Genomic DNA, 19,273 nt, shown 5'->3' with positions numbered 1-19,273 from the left:
TCCCGCTGGTAGACGCCCCCGCGGCCCGTGGCCAGCCCGGGCAGGGCGTCACAGTGCCTTCGGGCGCGGGAAACCGGCGGCCGCGGCCGAAAGGACACGCCGTCAACCCATCATCTGGTCTCGCGCGGCGCCGAGCACGAGGCTGCCGAAGGCGAAGACCAGCAGCGACGCCAGGAACACCGTCGCGGTCGCCTCGGCGGGGAAGGCGTAGCTCGGGTGCTGGGGCAGGTCGGGCGGGATGAAGTCGACGAGGTAGTTCTGTTTCGTGGCGGCGTCGGCCCGCGCCACCACGAGCCCCTGCTGCGCCGCCATATAGGCGTTCTTGGCGAACTCCTGTTCGAGCTGCAGGCCCTGGTAGTCGTCCAGCACCTGGGAATAGGGCGTGGCGGTGCCGCCGGGGCCGGGCCTGTCCGAGGCGAGGCGGTTCTGCTCGGCCTTGAGCTGCCCCTCGAGCGCGGCGATCTTGGCCTTGAGCTGGACGATGATGGGCGAGTTCGGGGCGAGCGAGCCCGCCGCGTTGGCGAACTGGCCGCGGGCGTCCGAGAGCTGCCCCTCGATCGTGCCGACGATCGTGCCGAGCTGGTTGGCGGCGCGGCTCGGGTCCTGGTCGCCCTGCCGGTTCTGGAACTGCGTCATGGCGGCCCGCGCCTTGCGCACGCGGTCCTCCTGCCGGCCGAGTTCGGCTTCGGCGAACTTGACCTCGTTCTGCCGGGCCCGCGCCGTCAGGTCGTCCACCATGGCGTCGGCCGCCGCCACGATCGCCTTGGCCAGGGTCTGGGCGAAGGCGGGATCGAAGGCGTCGACCTCGACCTTGATGTAGCCGCCGAGCCCTTGCGACAGCTGGACGCGCGAGCGGAAGTAGTCGAGGAAGCCTTCCCGCGAGCTGTCGTCGTCGAGCCGCGACATCCAGTCGATGTCGTGCGAGGCGAAGTGCCGGCGCAGGTCGAGCTCCTTGTCGAGCTTGTCGGCCAGCGTCGACGACCGGAGGTACTCGTAGACGATGGCGCCGAGGTCGACGAGGTTGTTCTGCGCCGTGCCGGTGACGCTCTGCACGAGGCCGGTCGCCAGCGACGAGGGGCCCTTGTAGGTCTGGTAGGTGAATTCGAAGTCCGACGTGTAGCGGGGCGTCGCCACCAGGAACGTGTAGCCGGCCGTGAGCAGGGTCGGCAGCAGCACGACGAGGGCGAACCAGCCCATGAGGCGCCGCGAGCGGGAGCGGCGTCGCTCCACCAGCGCGATGGCATATTGCGCGGTCGCCGGCCAGCCGACGGGGCCGCCGTCCCGCGCTTCGCCGGGCGGGCCGGCGCGCCGGACGCCGATGCCGCGGCCCGCCGCCCGGCCCGGGTTCGCGACCTTGGCGTCGGCGCCTGCCTTGACGATGGCGGTCCCGGTGTCCTCGACGTCGCTCATCCCTGCCTGCCGCCCTCGTGATCCTCGACCGCGTCCCGCGGCTCAGCGAACAACCGCAGCACGCCATCGCGCAGCGTCACGGCGGCCTGGGCATGCTGCATGGCGAGGCGCGGTTGCGATGTGGTGAAGATCACGCCGGCCTGCCGATGCCGTGCCAACGCGAAGCAACGCGCCATCACATCCTGATCGACGAGGCCGATCTCATCGACGAGGTAGCATCCGAATGGGATCACAAATGTGGTGGCGCATTCGAAATTGCGACGCTTGGCGCCGTCCTGCGTCTTCAACGGCCTGTCGAGCAGCAGGTCCGAGCCCGCCAGCGCCACGGCGGCCGCCAGCAGCCCGTCGGCGGAGAAGCCGTAGGCCCGCGCCAGGAAGCGGACGTTCTCCACGGCGCTGAGCCCCGGATGCATGAGCGGGCCGGCGTTGACGGCGGGCGACATGAGGTCGGCGCCCAGCACCGCGCCCCCGTCCGGCCGCAGCGCGCCCGCCAGCAGCTGGAGCAGGGTGGTCTTGCCGGCCTTGCGCGCCGCCAGCACGGCGAGGCGGCCGTCGGTCGGCAGGCTGATGGTGCCGGGCAGCAGGATGACCTGGGGCGAGGCGCCGGCATGCGCGAAGCTCTTCGCCGCGTCGACGAGGTGGATCAGTCGCGCTCCGGGCACCCGGCGCTCCGATAAACCAGCAGGCCCGTGACGAGCAGCGCCACCGTGACGGCCGCGGGATAGCGCAGGTCGACCAGGGCCACCGGGTAGCCCGCGTCGAAGGCGTGCCGCTCGTGCTCGATGAGGTGGAGCAGCGGGTTGTACCAATACCAGCGCGCCACCAGCGGCGGCGTGGTGGCGAGGGTGAAATACAGGCCCGAGGTGACGAAGAGCCCCCAGGTGAGCAGCTTCTCGACCGTCTTCATCACGCTGAAGCGGCGGCCGAGCCCTTCCAGCACCAGGCCGAGCCCGAAGCCGGACACGCCCGCCATGGCGAACACCCGGCAGGTCTCGGTCACGCTCGGGAGGGGCAGGCCGTCGCCCACCACCTTCGACGGCAGGAACGCCAGGATGCAGAAGCACAGGTTGAGCGTCAGGCCCCAGGACGCCTTGGCGAGGCGCAGGTGCAGGTCGGTGATGCCCGGCCAGGCGGTGGCGCCCGCCGGCCACTTGCCGCCCGACGAGCCCCCCGCCCAGCAGGACTGGAAGGCGAACCAGGTGGCGAAACCCGCCAGCACGTAGCTTTCGATGGGGATCTGGCCCGGCATGGGCTTCTTCAGCCAGAAGAACAGCCAGTAATGGACGAAGACCACCACGGCGGGCCGCACCAGTTCCACCGCCACGCCGAGGACGTTGTCGCGGTGGTGGGCGCGCAGGTCGCGCAGCACGAGCGCGCGCAGGATCATCAGGTGGTCGACGAGCCGGGGCCGCCGGCGCCGGCGCGCGATCCCGCGCAGGGTCGCCGCCGTCACCATGGCGTCGACGTCGCCCGGCGCCGTCACCATGGCGTCGACGTCGCCCGGCGCCGTCATCATGGCGTCGACGTCGCCCGGCGCCGTCATCATGGCGTCGACGTCGCCCGGCGCCGTCCCGGCCGTGTCGGCGGGGCGGGACGGCACGGCCCTGGGCGACACCGCCACGCGGGCGCGGGCGGCGGCGGAGACGGGGGACGCCGCGACCGGAGACGCCGGTGTGGGGGAGGCCGGGGTGGCGGAGGCCGGGGCCGCGGCGTCCCCCAACGCCGGGCCGGTCGCGGTCGCGCGGCCGCGCCGCGCCGCGAGTTCGGCGTCGAGGCGGGCCCGCTCCGCCTCCAGCGGGCCGCCCGGGCCGCAGGCGGCCAGGGCCTCGGCCGCGTCGTCGAGCCGGTTGAGGGCGAGGTGGCAGCGCGCGGCCGCGAGCCGCACGTCGGGCCTCTGCGGGGCCAGGGCCAGGGCCTCTTCGACGACCGCCAGGGCGGGCCGGTGCTGCAGGCGCCGCTGCAGGGCGGCGGCGAGTTGCAGCCGCAGCGCGACGGCTTCGGGGTGCAGCGCCACGGCGGCCTTGAGGTGGCCGATCCGCGCCCGGCCGTCGTCGGCCCTGGCGGCGAGCCGGGCGGCGAGCAGCGGCACGCGCGGCGCCGCCGGGCCGAGCCGGGCGGCCTCGTCGCAGGCCCGCCGCGCTTCGGCGATCCGGCCGGCCGCGGCTTCGGCGCGCGCCAGAGCCAGCCAGGGAGCGGCCTCGGCCGGCGCCAGTGCGGCGGCGTCGGCGAAGCGGAGCGCGGCGGCCGGGAAGGCTCGGCTTCGGAACGCCGCCGCGCCGGCCGAGAGCGCCTCCTCGAGCGTGTCGGGGGCGGACAGCCCGTCCTGCGTCATGCCGGTACGCTCCGGTGCGGCGGCGCCAGCTTCACCGGCCGAGGGCGCCGGCGAAGAAGGCGACGGCCTCGGCGAGGAACCCCCGCCAGCCGCCGGTGTCGGCGGCGGTCCGCAGCGTCAGGGCGGCGCCGCGTTCCCGCGCCACCTCGGCGAGGATGTCGCCCTGGGCGGGGCTGTGGATGTAGTCGGCCGGGGCGCTGCCCGGCGGCAGGGCCTCGGGCGCGTGGCCGTAGTAGCTGAAGACCGGGGGGCCGCCCGCATGCAGGTTGGCGATGGGCGAGGCCTCGGCCTCCGGGCCCCGGAACCGGGGGGCGTCGAGTTCCGCGGGCGAGCCGGCGCCGTAGAACTGCGCGAGCCAGCGCGGCAGCCGGTCGGTGTGCAGCCGGCTCCTGATGTCGGCCGGGTCGTAGGTGGCCTGGGCGTTGCCGGTCACGACGGCCGAGACCGCGGTCGACTGGCGCAGCACCGGGTCGGCCGCCCCGGGCTCGGCGAGGTCCGGGCGGAACGCCACCCAGAGGGCGATGCCGGCGCCCGCCGACATCCCCATCACGCCGACGCGGGCCGGGTCGAGGCCGTAGTCGGCCGCGTGGGCCCGCAGCCACTGCACGGCGCGGGCACCGTCGCGCATCGGCGCCGGGTAGGGCGCGTCGGGGGCGAGGCGGTAGTCGGCGCAGGCGAAGGCGATGTGCCGGGCCGCCAGCATCGCGACGAGCTGGGGCGCGCAGGGATGCTTGTCGCCGCCCACGAAGGCGCCGCCGTGGAAGAACACCACGACGGGCGCGGGGCCGCCCCCCTCGGGCACGTGGAGGTCGAGGCTCTGCAGCTGCGCCGGCCCGTAGTGCAGGTCGGCATAGGTCGCCGCCGCGGCGCCGCCGCCCGGCGCCGAGACCGCCGCCACGAAAGCCGGCACGAGGGCCGGCAGCAGGGCGGCGGCCGGTCTCACGCCTTCTGCGCCACGGCGAAGAGGTGGGGCGTCATGAAGACCGAGCGCAGCTCCTTCACGTCGAAGCCGTCGAGCACCATGCGGCGCAGCCCCTGCGGGCTGAACCGGACGTGGTCGCCCCCGGCGGCCGAGACCGCGGCCGTGGCGGTGAGGAACGGGATGGCGTTGCCGCTGGCCCCCACCACCTTCACGCCGAACTTGTTGGTCTTGCCGAAGCCGCGCGTGCACACCACCAGGGTGCCGCCCGGCGACAGCACGCGGCGGATCTCCGCCACGGTCAGCCAGAAGCGGGCGTCGCGCTCCAGCGCGCGGTCCCAGATGACGGCCGAGAAGCAGGCGTCGTCGAACAGCGGCGTGAGGTCGTTGGCATTGCCCTTGTGGAAGTGCACGCCCCCCGCTTCCCCGCCGTCGCCGGCGACGACGACGTGGCGCTCCATGCCCTTGAGGAAGGGCGCCTGGGCGATGGCGCCCTCGCGCCCGCCGCCGGCGATCTCCAGCACGGGGCCGGTGATGTCGTGCGTCTGGAACAGCGTCGCGAATTCGTCGACGATCTTGGCGCGCAGGCCGGCCTTCGGCTCGGGTTGGGTCTCGACCAGGCTCATGGATTCTCTGTCCCTCGGTGATGCGCCGATGGCGGGCGGGTGACGTCGCCGGCGAGATGGGCCAGGACCTCCGTCATCATGATGGTCCCGTAGGCCTCGTTGCCGTGGTGGGGGTCCGCGGTCTGGCCGAGGGCTTCCAGCGTGAAGCCGTCGCCGTCGAGGCACCGATCGGGGACCCCCACCACGGCGACCCCGAGCCCGTCGAGCTCGGCCCGGATGGCGTCGCGATAGATCCGGTCGACGCGCATCACGACCTCCGCCGGGATGCGGCGCAGCGCGGGATGGTGGCGGAAGGGGCGCGGGGCCTCGATGGCGAAGACGCGCCGCCCGAGCCGCCGCAGCAGCGCCACGAGGCCCAGCATGGGACCCTGGTCGTCGAGGGCGAGCCGGCGGATGGTGCCGCTCGACACCGGCGCGGTGTCGGCCGGCGGTGCCGCGAGGTCGGCCGGCGCGAAGCCCTGCCAGTCGGAATGGCGCCACACCCTCACGGGATGCAGCAGGGCCGACACGCCGTAGACCATCGCCTCGGGGTCCTCCTCGCGGGGCAGGCGGGCGAACTGGCGCCGGTATTCCGGCAGGGTGACGTCGGCGTGGCTGCCGCGGTCGGCGAAGAACGGGACGGTGGCGAGGTGCCCGCCGCCGAGCGGGCGCACGTCGAGCCGGAGGCCGTCGGGCCAGCGCCCGTCGGTCTCGATGGCGCTCTGCCCCCGGCGCAGGGCCGCCGTGTGGCTGTCGCCGAAGACCAGGACGTCGGTCATCAGTAGCGCCCGAAGACCGAGGCCAGTTCCTCGTCGCAGAGCAGGCGCTCGGCATCGCCGGCCGGCGCCGGCTCGCTCCCGTCCGGGCCGGGGGCCGCCGGGGCCGCGCCGCCGGGGGCCGCGCCCGCGTCGTGGCGCGCGGGGGCGCCCACCTTGACGCGTCCCGCGGCGGCGCGCCGGTCGACCGGGGCGTGTTCGGCGAAGAACTGCTCCATGACGTGGCGCACGCCGGCCGACGCCACGGTGCGCATGTCGGTGTCGTAGAACATGGCGCGCATCGGCGGCGAGGTGGTGATCTCGTAGCCCGGGAAGTAGTCCACGAAGGGGTAGCGCTCGGCGAGGGCACCGGCCGCGGCGCGCAGGATCGACTTCGAATGGGTGTTGGCCACCACCACATGGTCCGGCGTCGCGGTCGCCATGATGGAGACGGGGCTCACCGTGAAGATGAAGTGCATGTCGCCGTTGATGGCCCGCAGCCGGGCGATCACCTCTTCGAGGTCCGCCACGACCTCCGGATAGGTGAGGTTGAGAAAGCGGTAGCGGGCCTCGTCCCAGATGCCGCCGGCGGTGCCGGGCGCCACCGGGAACACCGTGCCGTCCTGCCGTGCCATCCAGGTCTCGGTCATGCCGAGCGTGAACACGAAGGCGTCGGTCTGCTCGAACAGCGCCACGACGCGCGACAGGTGGTGGCGGCGCAGCGCCTCGACCTCGTCGGCCGTGCCGACCGGGCCCGGCTCGATGTTGGGGCGGAAGGGGTCGACGTAGCCGCCGTCCCGCTCCCAGGCCCGGTCGGCCGGCGCGATCTCGCCGGCGGCGCGCTGCAGCAGCTGCAGCAGCTGGCGCGACGTGTAGAGGTTGCCGTAGCGGGCCGAATAGATGCCGTAGCCGTGGTCGAGGTGCATGGCGGGCGGCAGGAAGCCCGGCGCCGGCTCGACGTCGAGGTAGTCGGCGCCGCGGCGCTTCATCTCGCGGCCGATGTGCTGGGCGAAGCAGCTGCCGCCGGTGGCGAGGCGGCGTCCCTCCAAGGAGAACTTGCGGCGGTACCAGCCGCCGATCTCCAGCGGATGGACACCCTCGACGCTGCGGCGCCAGAAGGCGCGGGCGGGCTGGTCCTTGTAGGGGTGGTGGCGCCCTTCAACCATGATCGTCCAGAGAGTCCGCTACGGCGCCCGTCCAGGCGTGTTCGAATGCCATGGTGCACAGATCGCCGTCCGATGTCGATTGTAAGGCACCCATGAGAGGCGGGCCGGCTCCGGTGTCGGGCCGGGTGGATGCGGGCCGAGGGCCTGTGAACGGGTGCCCGGTTCTTCGAAACCGAAGCGGAGTTCTCCGATGTTCTCAGACGGCGCTCAGGCCCAGGTTCGATGCATCCCCAAACGCTGACGGCTCGCCACGGCCGCGCGGCTCGGGGCCGCGCCCCGCGCGCCGCCTTCGGCGGTAGGCGGCGGGCGGGGTTCGGGAGCCGGCAGGCCCTGGCGTCGGGCTCTGCCGGGCCGGTTCAGCGGGCCGGGAGCGGGGCCGATCGCTCGGATGCCCCGCCCGCCATGCGGCGGCGGAGCGGCTTCAGCAGCGCGATGGCCAGCAGGGCCGTCGCGACGTCGGCGCAGATGGCGACGGTGAAGACGGCGGTCCAGGAGCCGGTGCCGTCGTGGAGCAGCGACGCCATGGGACCGCCCAGCACGGAGCCGACGCCCTGCGCGATATAAAGGCAGCCGTAGTTGGTCGTGGCGTGGCGGGTGCCGAACGTGTCGGTGAGCGTCGAGGGGAAGAGCGAGAAGATCTCGCCCCAGCCGAGGAACACCACGCCCGACAGCAGCACGAACAGGACGGGGTCGCCGCGGGTCAGCAGCCAGGCCGTCATGGCGAGGGCTTCGAGCAGGAAGGCGATGAACATCGTGTTCTCGCGGCCGATCCGGTCCGAGATGGCGCCGAAGACGGGACGCGTCAGCCCGTTGCAGAACCGGTCGATGGTCAGGGCCAGGGGCAGCGCCGCCAGTCCCAGCACCGTGGCGCCCGTGACGCCGAAGTCGGCGGCGAAGAAGCCCATCTGCGTCGTCACCATCAGGCCCGTCGTCGACATCAGCGCCATCATGACGAACATGAGCCAGAAGACGGGATGGCGCAGCATGGCGGCGGTGGCGACGTCGCGGACACCCGACAGGCTCGCGGCCGGGGCCGCCTCCGCGACGGGCGGCCGCCTGAGCCCGGCCGCCGCCAGGACGCCGACGACCGCGAAGACCAGCCCGAACCTGAACAGCGCCGTCCGCAGGCCGTCACGCGCCAGCGTGTCGGCGATCGGGAAGGTCGTGACGATCGCCCCCATGCCGTAGCCGGCCGCCACGATGCCGGCGGCGAAACCGCGCCGGTCCGGGAACCAGCCCATCACCAACCCGACCACGCCCACGTAGACGATGCCGGTCCCGAGGCCGCCGATGAGGCCGTAGGTGAGGTAGAGGGCCGCCAGCGAGGTGGCGAAGGAGGCGAGCACCCAGCTCAGGCCCGTGAGGGCGGCGCCGAGCCCGATCAGCAGCGCCGGCCCGAAGCGCTGCACCAGGTAGCCCTGGAAGGGCGAGAAGAACGTCTGCAGGACGATGAGGATCGTGATGGTGACCTGAAGGGCGGCGGCCTGGGCGCCGAAGGCCGCCGTCATGGGCTTGGTGAACAACGCCCAAACATATTGGGGACTCGACACCGTCATCATGCAGAGCAGGCCGAGACCGAGCTGTACCCAGCGGGTCGCCCCCGGGGCTGTGCGGTCTCGAGCGAGGATCGTGGTGGTCAATGTCGCGGTTCCGTTACGGGGGGTGAGGTGCGAAATCGCATGCAATCCGCTTGCCAGCCGTCGCCGACCGGGCGCGTGCCGATAGGACGCATCGCCGCTTCCCGTCATCGGCCGTTGTGGCCCCGACGGCGCTCATCCGGTGGCGCAGCACGGGATACGGACGCGATGCCACCCCTGAAACCCTTGAAGGCCCAGACGATCGTCATCACCGGTGCGTCGAGCGGCATCGGCCTGGCGACGGTCCGCATGGCGGTCGAGCGCGGCGCGCGCGTCGTCATGGTGGCGCGCGACGAAGCCGCCCTCGCCGCCGAACAGGCCCGCATCGATGCCGGCGGCGCCGGGCGGGCGATCCACGTCGTCGCCGACGTGGGCGACCGGGAGGCGCTCGACGGCGTGGCCCGGCGCGCCGCCGAAGCCTTCGGGGGGTTCGACGCCTGGGTCAACGTGGCCGGGCTCACCATCTACGGCAAGCTTTGGCAGGTGTCCGAAGAGGACCACGAACGCCTGATGCGGACCAACTTCTGGGGCACCGTCAACGGCTCGCTCGTGGCGGTCGCCCATCTGCGCGACAAGGGCGGCGCCCTGGTCAACGTCGGCAGCGTCGCCTCCGACCTCGCCTTCCCGCTCCAGGGCATGTACTGCGCGTCGAAACACGCCGTGAAGGGCTTCACCGACGCCCTGCGCATGGAACTCCTGCAGGACGACGTCCCGGTCGGCGTCACGCTGATCAAGCCGACCTCGATCGACACGCCGCTGCCCCAGCGCGCCCGCAACTACATGGACCACGAGCCCAGCCTGCCGCCGCCCATCTACCGGCCGGAGGAGGTGGCGGAAGCCATTCTGCATGCCGTCGTGCATCCCCGCCGCGAGATCTACGTGGGCGGCGCCGGCAAGGCCCTGTCCGACTTCAAGGCGCTGGCGCCGAACGCCTACGACCTGCTGGCGCCGGTCGTGTCGGCCTTCGAGCAGCGCCGCGAGAAGCCGCGCGATCCCGAGGGCGCCCTGCATGCGCCCAAGGGCGCCGGGCGGACGCGCGGCGACTATCCCGGTTACGTCATGCGGACCAGCACCTACACGCGGGCCGGGCTGAACCCCGTCACCACGACGGTGCTGGCGACGGGCGCGACGCTGGCGGCCGCGCTGCTGCTGGGGCGTCGGCGCTGACCGGGGTGGCACCGGCCGGAGCGCTTCCGTCGTCGACGGCCTGGCTCCAGCTCCGATCCGAGAGCCGTCGGGACAGGCGCTGACGTGACCGTGGTGCCGTTTCGACGTCCCGCCGCCGCCGCGCCGGAGCCGGATCACGCTCCCGGCGCGGACCGGCGCTTCGTCGTCACAGCCGACCGGCGGCGCATCGCCTACGTCGAGGCGGGCGCCGGCCCCGACCTCGTGCTGATCCACGGCACGCTGATGACGGCCGACGACATGCGGCTCGGCCCGATGGGGGCGCTCGCGGAACGTTTCCACTGCATCGCCTTCGACCGGCCCGGACACGGCTGGAGCGACCACCGGCGCGGGGTCGACGCCTCGCTCTGGTCCCAGGCCGCCACGCTGCGCGCCGCCGTCCGCGCGCTCGGCCTGTCGCGTCCGCTCCTGTGCGGCCATTCCTTCGGGGCCGCCGTGGCGCTGGCCTATGGGATGGACCATCCGGCGGAGGTCGCCGGCGTCGTGGCGCTGGCGCCGATCTGCTTTCCCGAGCCGCGGCTCGAACAGGCGCTGTTCGGGCCGCGGGCGATCCCGGGCCCGGGGGAACTCCTGTCCCGGATCCTTGGCGCCACGACCGATCCCGTGCTGCTGCCGGCCCTGTGGCGGGCCATGTTCCTGCCCCAGGCCATGCCGGCGCGCTTCGCCGCGTCCTTCCCCTTCGCCCGCGCGGGCCGTCCCGAGCAGATCGTCACCGAGGCGGAGAATGCCGCCGCGCTCTGGGGCGACCTGTCCCGCAGCGCCCTCGCCTACGGGCGCTGCGCCGTGCCGGTCCGCATCCTGTGCGGGGGCGCCGACATCGTGGTCAACACCTTCACCCAGGGGGCCCTGGCGGCGGCCGTCATCCCGGGCGCCCGGTTCGACCTCCTGCCCGGCGCCGGCCACATGCTGCACCACCTCGACCCGGAGGCCGTCGCGGCGGCTGTTGCGGCTTTGGCGGAGGGCTGAGGGTCTGGGAAGGCATGCGGGATTTCCCGAAAGGAAAGGGCAATCGCGGACGGACCTGGGGATTGAGAACAGCCGGCTGCGCGAGGCGATCGCGCACCTCACGCATGACAAGCTGATCCTCCAGGACGCGTCCCCGGGGGAACTCCCGAGCCCGCTCGCCGACGCGTTTGCATCGACCGTGTCGGTGACGTGCCGAACATTTCCGAGCGCTGCGCCTGCCAAGCGTTCGGTCAGCAGCGCTCAACGCGGGGCGCCGCGACGACGAAGAGAAGCTTTGACGTCATCGACGCTCTGTCCGATCTGCACGGCGTGCCGGAGCATGTCCGCTCCGACGACGGTCCGGAGTTCATCGCCAAGGCCGTACAAACGTGGGTCTCGGTCGCCGGAGCTGGAACCGCCCATATCGCGCCCAGGCTATCCTTGGAACCGGCTATTTCGAAAGCGTCAACGCCCGCTTTCGGGATGACCTGCTCGATGGCAAGATCCCCTGTTCGTTCCGTGAAGCCGAGATCATCGTCGAGATCTGGCGTCGTCATGACAATGCGAGCAGGCCTCATGCAAGGCTCGTGTACCGGCTGCCAGCCCCGCAAGTCGTGGTACCAACCTACGCCGCTTGGCCGGCTGCGCTGAAACCCGCCCTGCTTCGTCGGCCAAGCTTCCCGCGGTGCAATGGCCTACGGCGCACTAACATTCATACTGGACCCGTGAGTGGGCCAGTCAGCAAGACCTCCACTCCCTAGCACCATCGCGATCTACGATTATTTAAAGTACAAGATAATTCACACCCGCAGTTTCAGTCTGTCTTGATTATGCGATGATCCCAAGTTATAGGCGGATTAACCAATTCATTTTGACAGCCCGCCGAGGAAGATCGAATGACCCTTCCCCAGGTCCGATCACAGAGCATCGTCGCAGCTGACTTGGTTCACTTCCCGCGTAAGGTATCGAGACGTCGCTGTCGGTTGGCGCGGTCCCACGGACGATTCCGACTGAAGCGGTTGCAGCCGACAGGCCCGGCGATCTCCACAAGCCCGGGGCAGCAAACCTGCATGGGCGAGGCTTCAAAGCCGAAGGGGTGTTCGACGACCGCTGCCTCCGATCGCGTGTCCCCGTCCTCCCGAGGTCCCCAACAGCCCGACACCATGCAATCGTGGGTGCTGAGAGTATCTCCCGAGGCGCCGGCGCTGTGGAGCCCTCCGAAGACAGGGTTGGCCCGGCAATGCCATACGACGACGATAAGCATCACGATGTCGATGACGTCTTTGTATACGACCCTGGAGCATTTGGATCGATCGTCGCCCGTGGCGTCTTCTTCGGTCGTCGACATTGGACAGCGGTCCGAAGCGACTGCACATCTGTGTGGACCGATCGGTCCACCAACCTCAGATGTGATTTATAGACTCGGAAGACCCGCAATACCTGTCTTTTGAGTGCGCCTGTGCACGACGTGCAAAACCTCCCATGGCGCCCGATGACCATTCAAAAATCACGTTGACACTCGTTACAACGCGTCCGTCGTCGTCCTGATAGCGAAGGTTCACCGATGCGCATTAACTTCGTCCTCCCGCTTCTGATGCGAGTGCCAGTCGGCGGTTTTCGGGTTGTGTTCCAGTACGCAAATTACTTCGCGTCTCAAGGGCACAGGGTCACGATCATCTATCCTCGCCGATGTGTAGAGGATCCCAGCTTGTCGGGGATCGTCAAGGACGCGCTCTGGCCGACTAGGAAACGTTTGACGGCAGGCCCCTTGATGCCGTGGTTCGACTTCCACGAGAACGTGAGGCAGAAGCTGGTGGCCTACCCGGACGCCGGGAGCGTTCCGGACGCGGACGCTACGATTGCGACGGGTTGGTCGACGGCGAAACCTGTGTCGGAACTTCCGGCCTCGAAGGGTCGCCCCTTCTACCTCATCCAACATTACGAGATCTGGGCTGGCAAGAAGGAGGACGTGGACGCCTCCTGGCTGTTGCCGCTCAAGAAGATCGTCATTGCGCAGTGGCTGATCGATGTCGGCCATGAGATCGGTGCGACCGATATGACGCATATCCCGAATGGTCTCGACTTCTCGGCTTTCAAGCTCACAAAGCCGGTTGAAGGTCGAAAGATGACGATCGTGACCTTAAATCATCACGAGCCGTTCAAGGGCGTTCCTGTCGCCATCGAGGTTCTGAAGAATTATCACGAGATCCACCCCGAGGTCCCGATCAAGATGTTTGGGACCATGCCGAAGGGGAGCGAAATCCCGGACTGGATTGAATACTATCAAAATCCCGAGCAGAAGGTGCTCGTGGAGGACATCTACAATGGCAATTCGGTCTATCTAGGGGCCAGTCGCCAGGAAGGGTGGGGTCTCCCTCCCGCGGAGGCCATGGCCTGCGGTTGCACATTCGTCGGCACGGATATCGGCGGTTTTCGTGAATTTGCGATCGACGGCGAGAACGCGCTGCTGAACCCGGTCGACGACGTCGGCGGGATGGTTTCGAGCCTGCGGGCGCTGACGCAGGACGATCAATTGCGGTGCAGGTTGGCGACGGCGGCCGAGCGCAGCATCCGGCAGTTCACCTGGGACAGGGCCGGCTCGGCCTTCCTGGCGTGCCTGGATTGACGTTACGTCACTAGAGCAGCATCGGCCTTCTCCGAGCCGCCTTGACGACTCCGAGCCGATGAAACTGTTGTCGATCCGAGAGCTGGAGCGAATCCGCCGGAGGCGAAAGCGCTCTGGATGCCATCGTCGGTCAGCACCGTGTGGACCTTGGAGGGCGCGGCCGCCAGAAGGTGGCCGAGACAGTCGCCCGACGTCGAAACAGCTCGTGCCTGCCGGCGATGTCGCCGCTCTGTGACGACCGACCGCTTCAACGCAGGAGTCTCGTCGCGCCCCGGGCATTGTCGACGATCAGGAGGGTCGCCGTCGTCGCGACGATGACGGCGAGCAGGAATGCCAGTCGCTCGACGAGGGATGCTGGCCAGAAATACGCGCGAATGAGATAGACGAACTCCATGTGCAGGAGATAGAGGCCGAGCCCCATGCTTCCGAGCGCTCTCCCCCAATCGGCCCACCTCGTGCCGAGCCTGACGTGAAGCGAGAGCAGAAAGACCCCGACACCGAAAGGTATGGAGGACAACAAGGCGTCGTTGCTGACCATGGGGACGCGGAAGACCTCCTGCAGGACGCTTCCCTCGGCCAAGGTCAGTCCGGCCCCGACGGCGATCAGGACGATCGCGGTCCGCGGCGAGAAGGTCCGGCCCGAACTCTTCAGCCAGGCCCCGATCATGACGAACAGGAATGCGGAGATCGGCAGGGTCCGGCATATGCGCCTGGTCAGTTCACTGGAGGGCGTTCCGAAGACCAGCGGGCTGTAGGGTCCGTAGATAAGGCCGATGACATACAAGGCAAAGCCGATCGTCAGCGGCAGAGCCCATCGGTGCGTCCGAGCGACGACGCGCATCAATAACAAGGCCGAGCAGAGACACGGTAGGAACCAAAGCTGAACGCCATACCCCCCGTTGACCAGGATTTTCAGTGCCAGCGATGGTGTGAGCGGTTGCCCATCGATCATGAAATTGAGCGCATAGACCGCCACCCAAAATACATAGACGACCAACAACCACGAGATGGATTTGATGAATCTGACCATATCGTAGCGCAGCGCGCGCCCGAACCACAGATATCCACTCGACAGGAAGAAGAACGGAACGGCAAATCGGGACAGCTGGTCGACAACGGAACCGACAGGATCACGCAAACCCGCTTCGAACGGATCTCCCCCGTGCGTGAAATGGACAGCTGAGACCGTGTGGATCGAGACGACACCACAGAAGGCCAGGAACTTGAACAGATCGATGGAGGACAGCCGCGAGCCAACCTCGTCCTGATGGGGCCGACCTGGGTCGGTGAGGGAACCGAGGCGCATATTGGACATAGACGGGCAAAGACCTCGAAACTTGGCCGAGTTGATCATCATGCAAGGCGGGAACGCCGGACGCTCCATATCAATGCATTTCTGCTCGAGCGACAAAACATTTTTTACGGCAATTCGTATGTCGGTCGTTAATAGATAACTTCCCTTGTGGAAGAACTCGGATCTGGCGGTCTGCAACGTTGGATCTGATGGACAGAGCTACGATCGGCATGCGGTTTCGCAGCTGTGGCGCCGACGTGCTCGTCCCCGCGTTGAAGCCCGGCGACACGGTCGTGACGGACAATCCTGCGGCCGACAAGGTGGCCGGCGTCCGCCGGGCGATCGATACGGCCGGAATTCACCGACTCTATTTCCTGTCCTATGGTGTCGACTTCAAAAGAGTCGTAAGCGCCTGCCCTAAGCTGAATGCGCTGCTACGCAAGGCAGCGGCCCGAACCGAACCGGTCCTGCGGGTCGCCATCCGCGATGCGTTTCCGAGTCGTTCTTCTCGCGCATCCGCCGGGCCGAGATCGGCATTCAGCACCACACCGCCGGCCCCTACCTCGAAGCCTACAGCCAGGAAATGGCTTGGCGCGAGGTTCACCGCCGGATCCGACGGCGAGCAGTGCCTGAGGATGACGGAGGCGGCGCTCCGCCACCCAGTGCTGCGGGTGTGGAAGGCACATCGGCAGAGGGCGGCGTTCTGAAAACCAAAAAGGCAACCCGCTATGTGGGGTTGCCTTTTTGGCCTACGGGGTCTTCTGTGACTGACCCCGGGAGCATGCCTGGCGGCAGAGGCCGACCCGGGGTGTACGCGGACACAGATAGGCCCACGGGCCATAAGAGCAAGTGAATTATCTTGCGGACCCCGCCCATCGATCTCGCCTTGGCTGAGACCATTTCCCACGAGCGACTGGAAAAATACCTAGCTGAAAACGCTGGAGATTTGAGTCTGGCGATTGCTCTTTACGAGCGAAATCGCCGCCTTTCCGAATCATTCTACAGCCCGCTCCAATCCATGGAGGTCTGTCTGAGAAATCGGCTAAGTACCGAGATGGCAGAGACTTTTGGTCTCGACTGGCTTCATAACGGTACGCCGCCCTTTGAACGCGACGCTGTGGATAGCATTGCCAAAGTGATCGACTCCCTCGGGCGTCACCCCGTGACAGGCGGTCGGATCATCGCCGAGCTGAATTTTGGATTTTGGGTTGGCCTGCTTGGACCGCGTTATGACGCGACCCTCTGGAGATTATCGCTGCATCGTGCATTCCGAGCGGCAGGATCGAAAAAGCGATCGATCGTCCATGGTCGCTTCAATGCGCTTCGGCGTTTTCGCAATCGGATCGCACATCACGAACCGATTTTTCATCGGCCCCTCGCACAACTCCACGATGAGACGATCGAAGCCATCGGATGGATGTGCGCGGAGACGAGCGCTTGGACGCTTCATCTCAGCAATTTCGCCGCGGTGTACACCGCACCGTAGGCAGGTCAGGCCGTCCGCATCACCCAGACCCGCACGTTCCCGACCCTCACCGCCCAGTCGGCCGCCACAGCATGTTCCCCCATTCATCCTTGCCAGCCGCGAGCCTTCCCTCGCGCTTGAGCACGCGGCTGTCGGCGGCTCCCGCTCGGGGTGCAAGGCGCGTCGTCGAAGCGCCGCGGCCTCGGCCTCAAGCGTCGGCGGCCCGCCGCACGCGGCCGGCGAGCGAGATGGCGGCGTGGATGAGCGACAGGTGGCTGAGGCCCTGGGGCAGGTTGCCGAGGAAGGCGCCGGTCCTCGGGTCCACCATCTCGCCGAGCACGCCCACGCCCGGCGGCAGGGCGGCGAGCGCCTCGTCCATCAGGGCCTCGGCGTCGCCCTGGCGGCCGAGCTCCGCATAGGCCTCGACGAGCCAGAAGGTGCAGGCCAGGAAGGCGCCTTCCTCGCGTTCGGCCCCCGAATAGCGATGCAGCCAGGGTCCGCGGCTCCAGCGGTGGGGGCCGCAGCCGAGCTCCTTGCGGATGGCGTCGAGCGTCGAGGACAGGCGCTCCCGCCCGTCGAACCCGAAGCGGACGGCCAGCGCCATCGCGGCGTCGAGCCGGTCCGTGCCGGCGTGGAACGTGTAGGCGCGCTTGGCTTCCGACCAGCAATGCTCCGCCACCCAGGCGGCGATGCGCTCGCGCTCGCGCGACCAGCGCGGCACGCAGGTGGCCGGGATGTGGCCGGCTTCGGCGAGTTCCACGGCGCGGGCCAGCGCCTGCCAGCAGCTGACCTTGGACATGGTGTAGTGCTGGCGCTCCTCCAGCTCCCACATGCCGGCGTCCTTCTGGCGCCAGCGGTCGGCGCATTCGTCGGCGAGGCGCGACAGGATGAGGGCGCTCTGCCCGTCGAGGATGTTGCCGGCCTCGACGAAGAGCCACGCCGCCTCGAAGATGTCGCCGTAGATGCCGTGCTGGTGCTGTTCGGCCGCGATGTTGCCGGTGACGACGGGCTGGGAGCCGCGGTAGCCGGGCAGGTCGAGGGCGGTGATCGGCGGCACGGGCGCGCCGTCGAGCCGGTAGCAGACCTTGGCGCCGGTCTCGCCGAGCCGGTGCACCAGCCAGGTGAAGGCCGCCTTGCTTTCCGGGATGACGCCGAGCCGGATGAAGGCCGCCAGCGTGTAGGCGGCGTCCCGGATCCAGGCGTAGCGGTAGTCGTAGTTCTTGTCGCCGCCGATCCGCTCGGGCAGCGACGTCGTGGCGGCGGCCGCGACGGCCCCGGTCGGCGAGAAGAGCAGCAGCTTCAGCGCCAGCGCGCTGCGCCGCACGGCCGCCCGGTGGGGGCCGTCGTAATGCAGGCCCTGGGCGAAGGAGCGCCAGGCCTCGTCGCTGAGGTCGATGCGGCGGTCGATGTCGGGGATGGCGGGCACGCCGAGCGGCTCGTTCTCGCCCGCCACCACGGCGACCAGCGCCCGCTCGCCCGGCGCCAGCGTCGCCTCCGCCACGATGCTCCGGTCGCCCCGCTCCACGATGCGCATGTTGGGCGAGGTGCGCAGCAGCCCCAGCACCGGCCCGACATGGAAGATGCAGCCGTTGGGGTTGTCCTGGAGCCAGGGCGAGGCCGTGTCGCCGCGCGTGCCGAAGATGAGCCGGGCCCGCACCGTCACGGTGCCGGACAGGGCCTCGATGCGCCGGGCGAACTCGCACCAGGGCAGGCGCCCGGCCAGCGTGCTGTTCATCGATTCCGTGAGGCGCACCTGTCCCGACGCCGTGGTGAACAGCGTTTCGAGCACGTTGCTGTCCTCCCGATAGTGCCGTTCCGCCCGGAAGGGCTCGGTCGGCTGCACGGCGAACGAGCCGCCGTCGACGGGGTCGAGCAGGATGTCGAAGAGCGGGGGCGAGTCGATGTTGGGCACGCACCACCAGGCCACCGCCCCGTCGGGCCCCACCAGGGCCACGGAGCGGCCTTCGCCCAGGGCCGCATAGTCCTGGAGCGGGAAGATGCGGCGCAGGGCGGCCGGGTCGAGGGGGGCGGTCATCGGGCGGTCGTCTCCTCCAAGGCGCCGCCGGACGGCGACGCTCCGGTGGCACGCCGCCCCGCCGGCCGGCGCGACACGGTGTCAAACGCCGACGCCCGCCCAGGTTCCGGCCCCGCGTCACTGGGCAGCGCGGCCGCGCCGGCAAAATGCCCGCCGGCCCCGAAACGCCGGCACGGCCATCGGCGCGGGACCGCCGAGGCGACGCCGACTGCGCCGCGTGGGGGTCAGCGGCGCTGGGCCGCGATGAGGCCGTTCTGGGTCAACACCACCCAGTGCTCGCCGCGCTTCTCGATGGACAGGACCTCGCCGGCGCCCTCCAGCACCGAGCCCGGCTTGACCACCGAAAGGCTGGAGCGGGACTCGACCAGCGCCTTGCCGTCGAAGACGTCGCGCAGCTTGAAGTTCGGCAGCAGGCGGCCTTCGGCGCCGCCCCGCCCGCCGCCCGGCGTCTCGGGCCGGCCGTCGCCGGGCGCCTGGTCGGGGCTGCCGGCGAGCGAGCCCGTCGGGGTGAAGTCCACGGCGTCGGATTTGGCGAGGTCGCGGCGCGTGGCGTCGGGCGAAGCCGCCTCGGGCGCCGCCGCCGTCGCGGTGTCGGGCGCCCCGCCCCGCCGCGCCGCGGGGCCCTGGTAGATGCGGTCGTAGCGGGCGAAGATGTTGAAGTTGCCGGACGGCACGACCTCCCCCGTCGAGAAGACCAGCGCATAGGCGGCGAAGCCCGCCGAGGCGGTGGCGACGCCGACGCCGAGCCCGTGCCAGGCCCAGTCGCCGACCCCCCGCGGGCCCGGGAGGGCGGGGCGGGACGGGGCCCTCGGGCGCAGGGACGAGATGGCGGCCGGGGCGGGCGTCACGAGGCGCAGGTGGGCGGCTGTGCGCGGCTGTGCGGGACGCAGCGGCATGGA

The 19,273-nt window shown here is 69.9% G+C and carries 15 protein-coding genes and 2 pseudogenes; 6 read left to right on the top strand and 11 right to left on the bottom strand.

Annotation, left to right across the window (positions count from 1 at the left end; translation table 11 throughout):
• Positions 1 to 102 precede the first annotated feature (102 nt).
• The 8 genes from D3272_RS18480 to oxlT form a co-directional block, all read right to left on the bottom strand.
• On the bottom strand, positions 103 to 1,410 hold the full coding sequence (locus D3272_RS18480) for a KpsE/RkpR family capsule polysaccharide export protein (RefSeq protein WP_129220690.1): 1,308 nt from the start codon (positions 1,408 to 1,410) through the stop codon (positions 103 to 105).
• Complete coding sequence (locus D3272_RS18475) at positions 1,407 to 2,072, bottom strand: hypothetical protein (RefSeq protein ID WP_129220689.1); 666 nt, start codon at positions 2,070 to 2,072, stop codon at positions 1,407 to 1,409. The genes D3272_RS18480 and D3272_RS18475 overlap by 4 nt, the downstream gene beginning before the upstream one ends.
• On the bottom strand, positions 2,054 to 3,742 hold the full coding sequence (locus tag D3272_RS18470) for an ABC transporter permease (protein WP_129220688.1): 1,689 nt from the start codon (positions 3,740 to 3,742) through the stop codon (positions 2,054 to 2,056). The genes D3272_RS18475 and D3272_RS18470 overlap by 19 nt, the downstream gene beginning before the upstream one ends.
• Before the next feature lie 31 nt (positions 3,743 to 3,773).
• Positions 3,774 to 4,685: an alpha/beta hydrolase fold domain-containing protein gene (locus D3272_RS18465; protein WP_165361414.1), complete on the bottom strand. Its 912-nt coding sequence runs from the start codon at positions 4,683 to 4,685 to the stop codon at positions 3,774 to 3,776.
• On the bottom strand, positions 4,682 to 5,287 hold the full coding sequence (locus D3272_RS27430) for a methyltransferase domain-containing protein (protein ID WP_165361413.1): 606 nt from the start codon (positions 5,285 to 5,287) through the stop codon (positions 4,682 to 4,684). Before D3272_RS27430 ends, D3272_RS18465 begins: the two co-directional genes overlap by 4 nt.
• Entirely contained in the window at positions 5,284 to 6,045 is a 762-nt protein-coding gene (locus D3272_RS27425; protein WP_165361412.1) for a hypothetical protein, read from the bottom strand. The genes D3272_RS27430 and D3272_RS27425 overlap by 4 nt, the downstream gene beginning before the upstream one ends.
• Complete coding sequence (locus D3272_RS18455; RefSeq protein WP_129220686.1) at positions 6,045 to 7,187, bottom strand: GSCFA domain-containing protein; 1,143 nt, start codon at positions 7,185 to 7,187, stop codon at positions 6,045 to 6,047. The genes D3272_RS27425 and D3272_RS18455 overlap by 1 nt, the downstream gene beginning before the upstream one ends.
• Before the next feature lie 356 nt (positions 7,188 to 7,543).
• Entirely contained in the window at positions 7,544 to 8,827 is a 1,284-nt protein-coding gene (oxlT, locus tag D3272_RS18450) for an oxalate/formate MFS antiporter (RefSeq protein WP_281010971.1), read from the bottom strand.
• Positions 8,828 to 8,992: 165 nt separating this feature from the next.
• Between oxlT and D3272_RS18445 the strand changes: the two genes are divergently transcribed.
• The 4 genes and pseudogenes from D3272_RS18445 to D3272_RS18430 all read left to right on the top strand — a co-directional run bounded on the left by D3272_RS18445 (position 8,993) and on the right by D3272_RS18430 (position 13,580).
• Complete coding sequence (locus tag D3272_RS18445) at positions 8,993 to 9,991, top strand: SDR family oxidoreductase (protein ID WP_129220684.1); 999 nt, start codon at positions 8,993 to 8,995, stop codon at positions 9,989 to 9,991.
• An 84-nt stretch (positions 9,992 to 10,075) separates the two neighbouring features.
• Complete coding sequence (locus D3272_RS18440) at positions 10,076 to 10,975, top strand: alpha/beta fold hydrolase (RefSeq protein WP_245496663.1); 900 nt, start codon at positions 10,076 to 10,078, stop codon at positions 10,973 to 10,975.
• 270 nt (positions 10,976 to 11,245) lie between these two features.
• A pseudogene (locus D3272_RS28000) lies at positions 11,246 to 11,715 on the top strand (integrase core domain-containing protein); the annotation flags it as partial.
• A 947-nt stretch (positions 11,716 to 12,662) separates the two neighbouring features.
• Positions 12,663 to 13,580, top strand: coding sequence for a glycosyltransferase family 4 protein (locus D3272_RS18430; protein WP_165361411.1), 918 nt, complete (start codon positions 12,663 to 12,665; stop codon positions 13,578 to 13,580).
• A gap of 247 nt (positions 13,581 to 13,827) precedes the next feature.
• Here the strand turns inward: D3272_RS18430 and D3272_RS18425 are convergent, their stop codons facing one another.
• Positions 13,828 to 15,072 carry an acyltransferase gene (locus D3272_RS18425; RefSeq protein ID WP_129220681.1) on the bottom strand — a complete coding sequence of 415 codons (1,245 nt, stop codon included), beginning with the start codon at positions 15,070 to 15,072 and terminating at the stop codon, positions 13,828 to 13,830.
• Between the two features lie 295 nt (positions 15,073 to 15,367).
• Here D3272_RS18425 and D3272_RS28445 point away from each other — a divergent pair.
• Both D3272_RS28445 and D3272_RS18415 read left to right on the top strand, forming a co-directional pair.
• Positions 15,368 to 15,581 (top strand): annotated as a pseudogene (locus D3272_RS28445) (transposase); the annotation flags it as partial.
• Positions 15,582 to 15,760: 179 nt separating this feature from the next.
• A complete protein-coding gene (locus D3272_RS18415) occupies positions 15,761 to 16,360 on the top strand; it encodes a hypothetical protein (RefSeq protein WP_129220680.1) in 600 nt (199 codons plus the stop codon).
• Between the two features lie 187 nt (positions 16,361 to 16,547).
• Here the strand turns inward: D3272_RS18415 and D3272_RS18410 are convergent, their stop codons facing one another.
• Positions 16,548 to 18,374: a glycoside hydrolase family 15 protein gene (locus D3272_RS18410; RefSeq protein ID WP_129220679.1), complete on the bottom strand. Its 1,827-nt coding sequence runs from the start codon at positions 18,372 to 18,374 to the stop codon at positions 16,548 to 16,550.
• A gap of 224 nt (positions 18,375 to 18,598) precedes the next feature.
• Complete coding sequence (locus D3272_RS18405) at positions 18,599 to 19,270, bottom strand: hypothetical protein (protein ID WP_129220678.1); 672 nt, start codon at positions 19,268 to 19,270, stop codon at positions 18,599 to 18,601.
• Positions 19,271 to 19,273 lie beyond the last annotated feature (3 nt).

This window comes from Lichenibacterium ramalinae (genome assembly GCF_004137085.1).
In the GTDB taxonomy this organism is placed as follows: Bacteria; Pseudomonadota; Alphaproteobacteria; order Rhizobiales; family Beijerinckiaceae; genus Lichenihabitans; species Lichenihabitans ramalinae.
The sequence above is the reverse complement of the archived record's forward strand: the minus strand, read 5'-3'. Positions and strand labels throughout refer to the sequence as shown.

Excerpts from the sequence above, each read along its gene's own strand:
- D3272_RS18480 (WP_129220690.1), bottom strand. The coding sequence starts at position 1,410 with ATGAGCGACGTCGAGGACACCGGGACCGCCATCGTCAAGGCAGGCGCC.
- D3272_RS18470 (WP_129220688.1), bottom strand. The coding sequence starts at position 3,742 with ATGACGCAGGACGGGCTGTCCGCCCCCGACACGCTCGAGGAGGCGCTC.
- D3272_RS27430 (WP_165361413.1), bottom strand. The coding sequence starts at position 5,287 with ATGAGCCTGGTCGAGACCCAACCCGAGCCGAAGGCCGGCCTGCGCGCC.
- D3272_RS27425 (WP_165361412.1), bottom strand. The coding sequence starts at position 6,045 with ATGACCGACGTCCTGGTCTTCGGCGACAGCCACACGGCGGCCCTGCGC.
- D3272_RS18455 (WP_129220686.1), bottom strand. The coding sequence starts at position 7,187 with ATGGTTGAAGGGCGCCACCACCCCTACAAGGACCAGCCCGCCCGCGCC.
- D3272_RS18445 (WP_129220684.1), top strand. The coding sequence starts at position 8,993 with ATGCCACCCCTGAAACCCTTGAAGGCCCAGACGATCGTCATCACCGGT.
- D3272_RS18410 (WP_129220679.1), bottom strand. The coding sequence starts at position 18,374 with ATGACCGCCCCCCTCGACCCGGCCGCCCTGCGCCGCATCTTCCCGCTC.
- D3272_RS18405 (WP_129220678.1), bottom strand. The coding sequence starts at position 19,270 with ATGCCGCTGCGTCCCGCACAGCCGCGCACAGCCGCCCACCTGCGCCTC.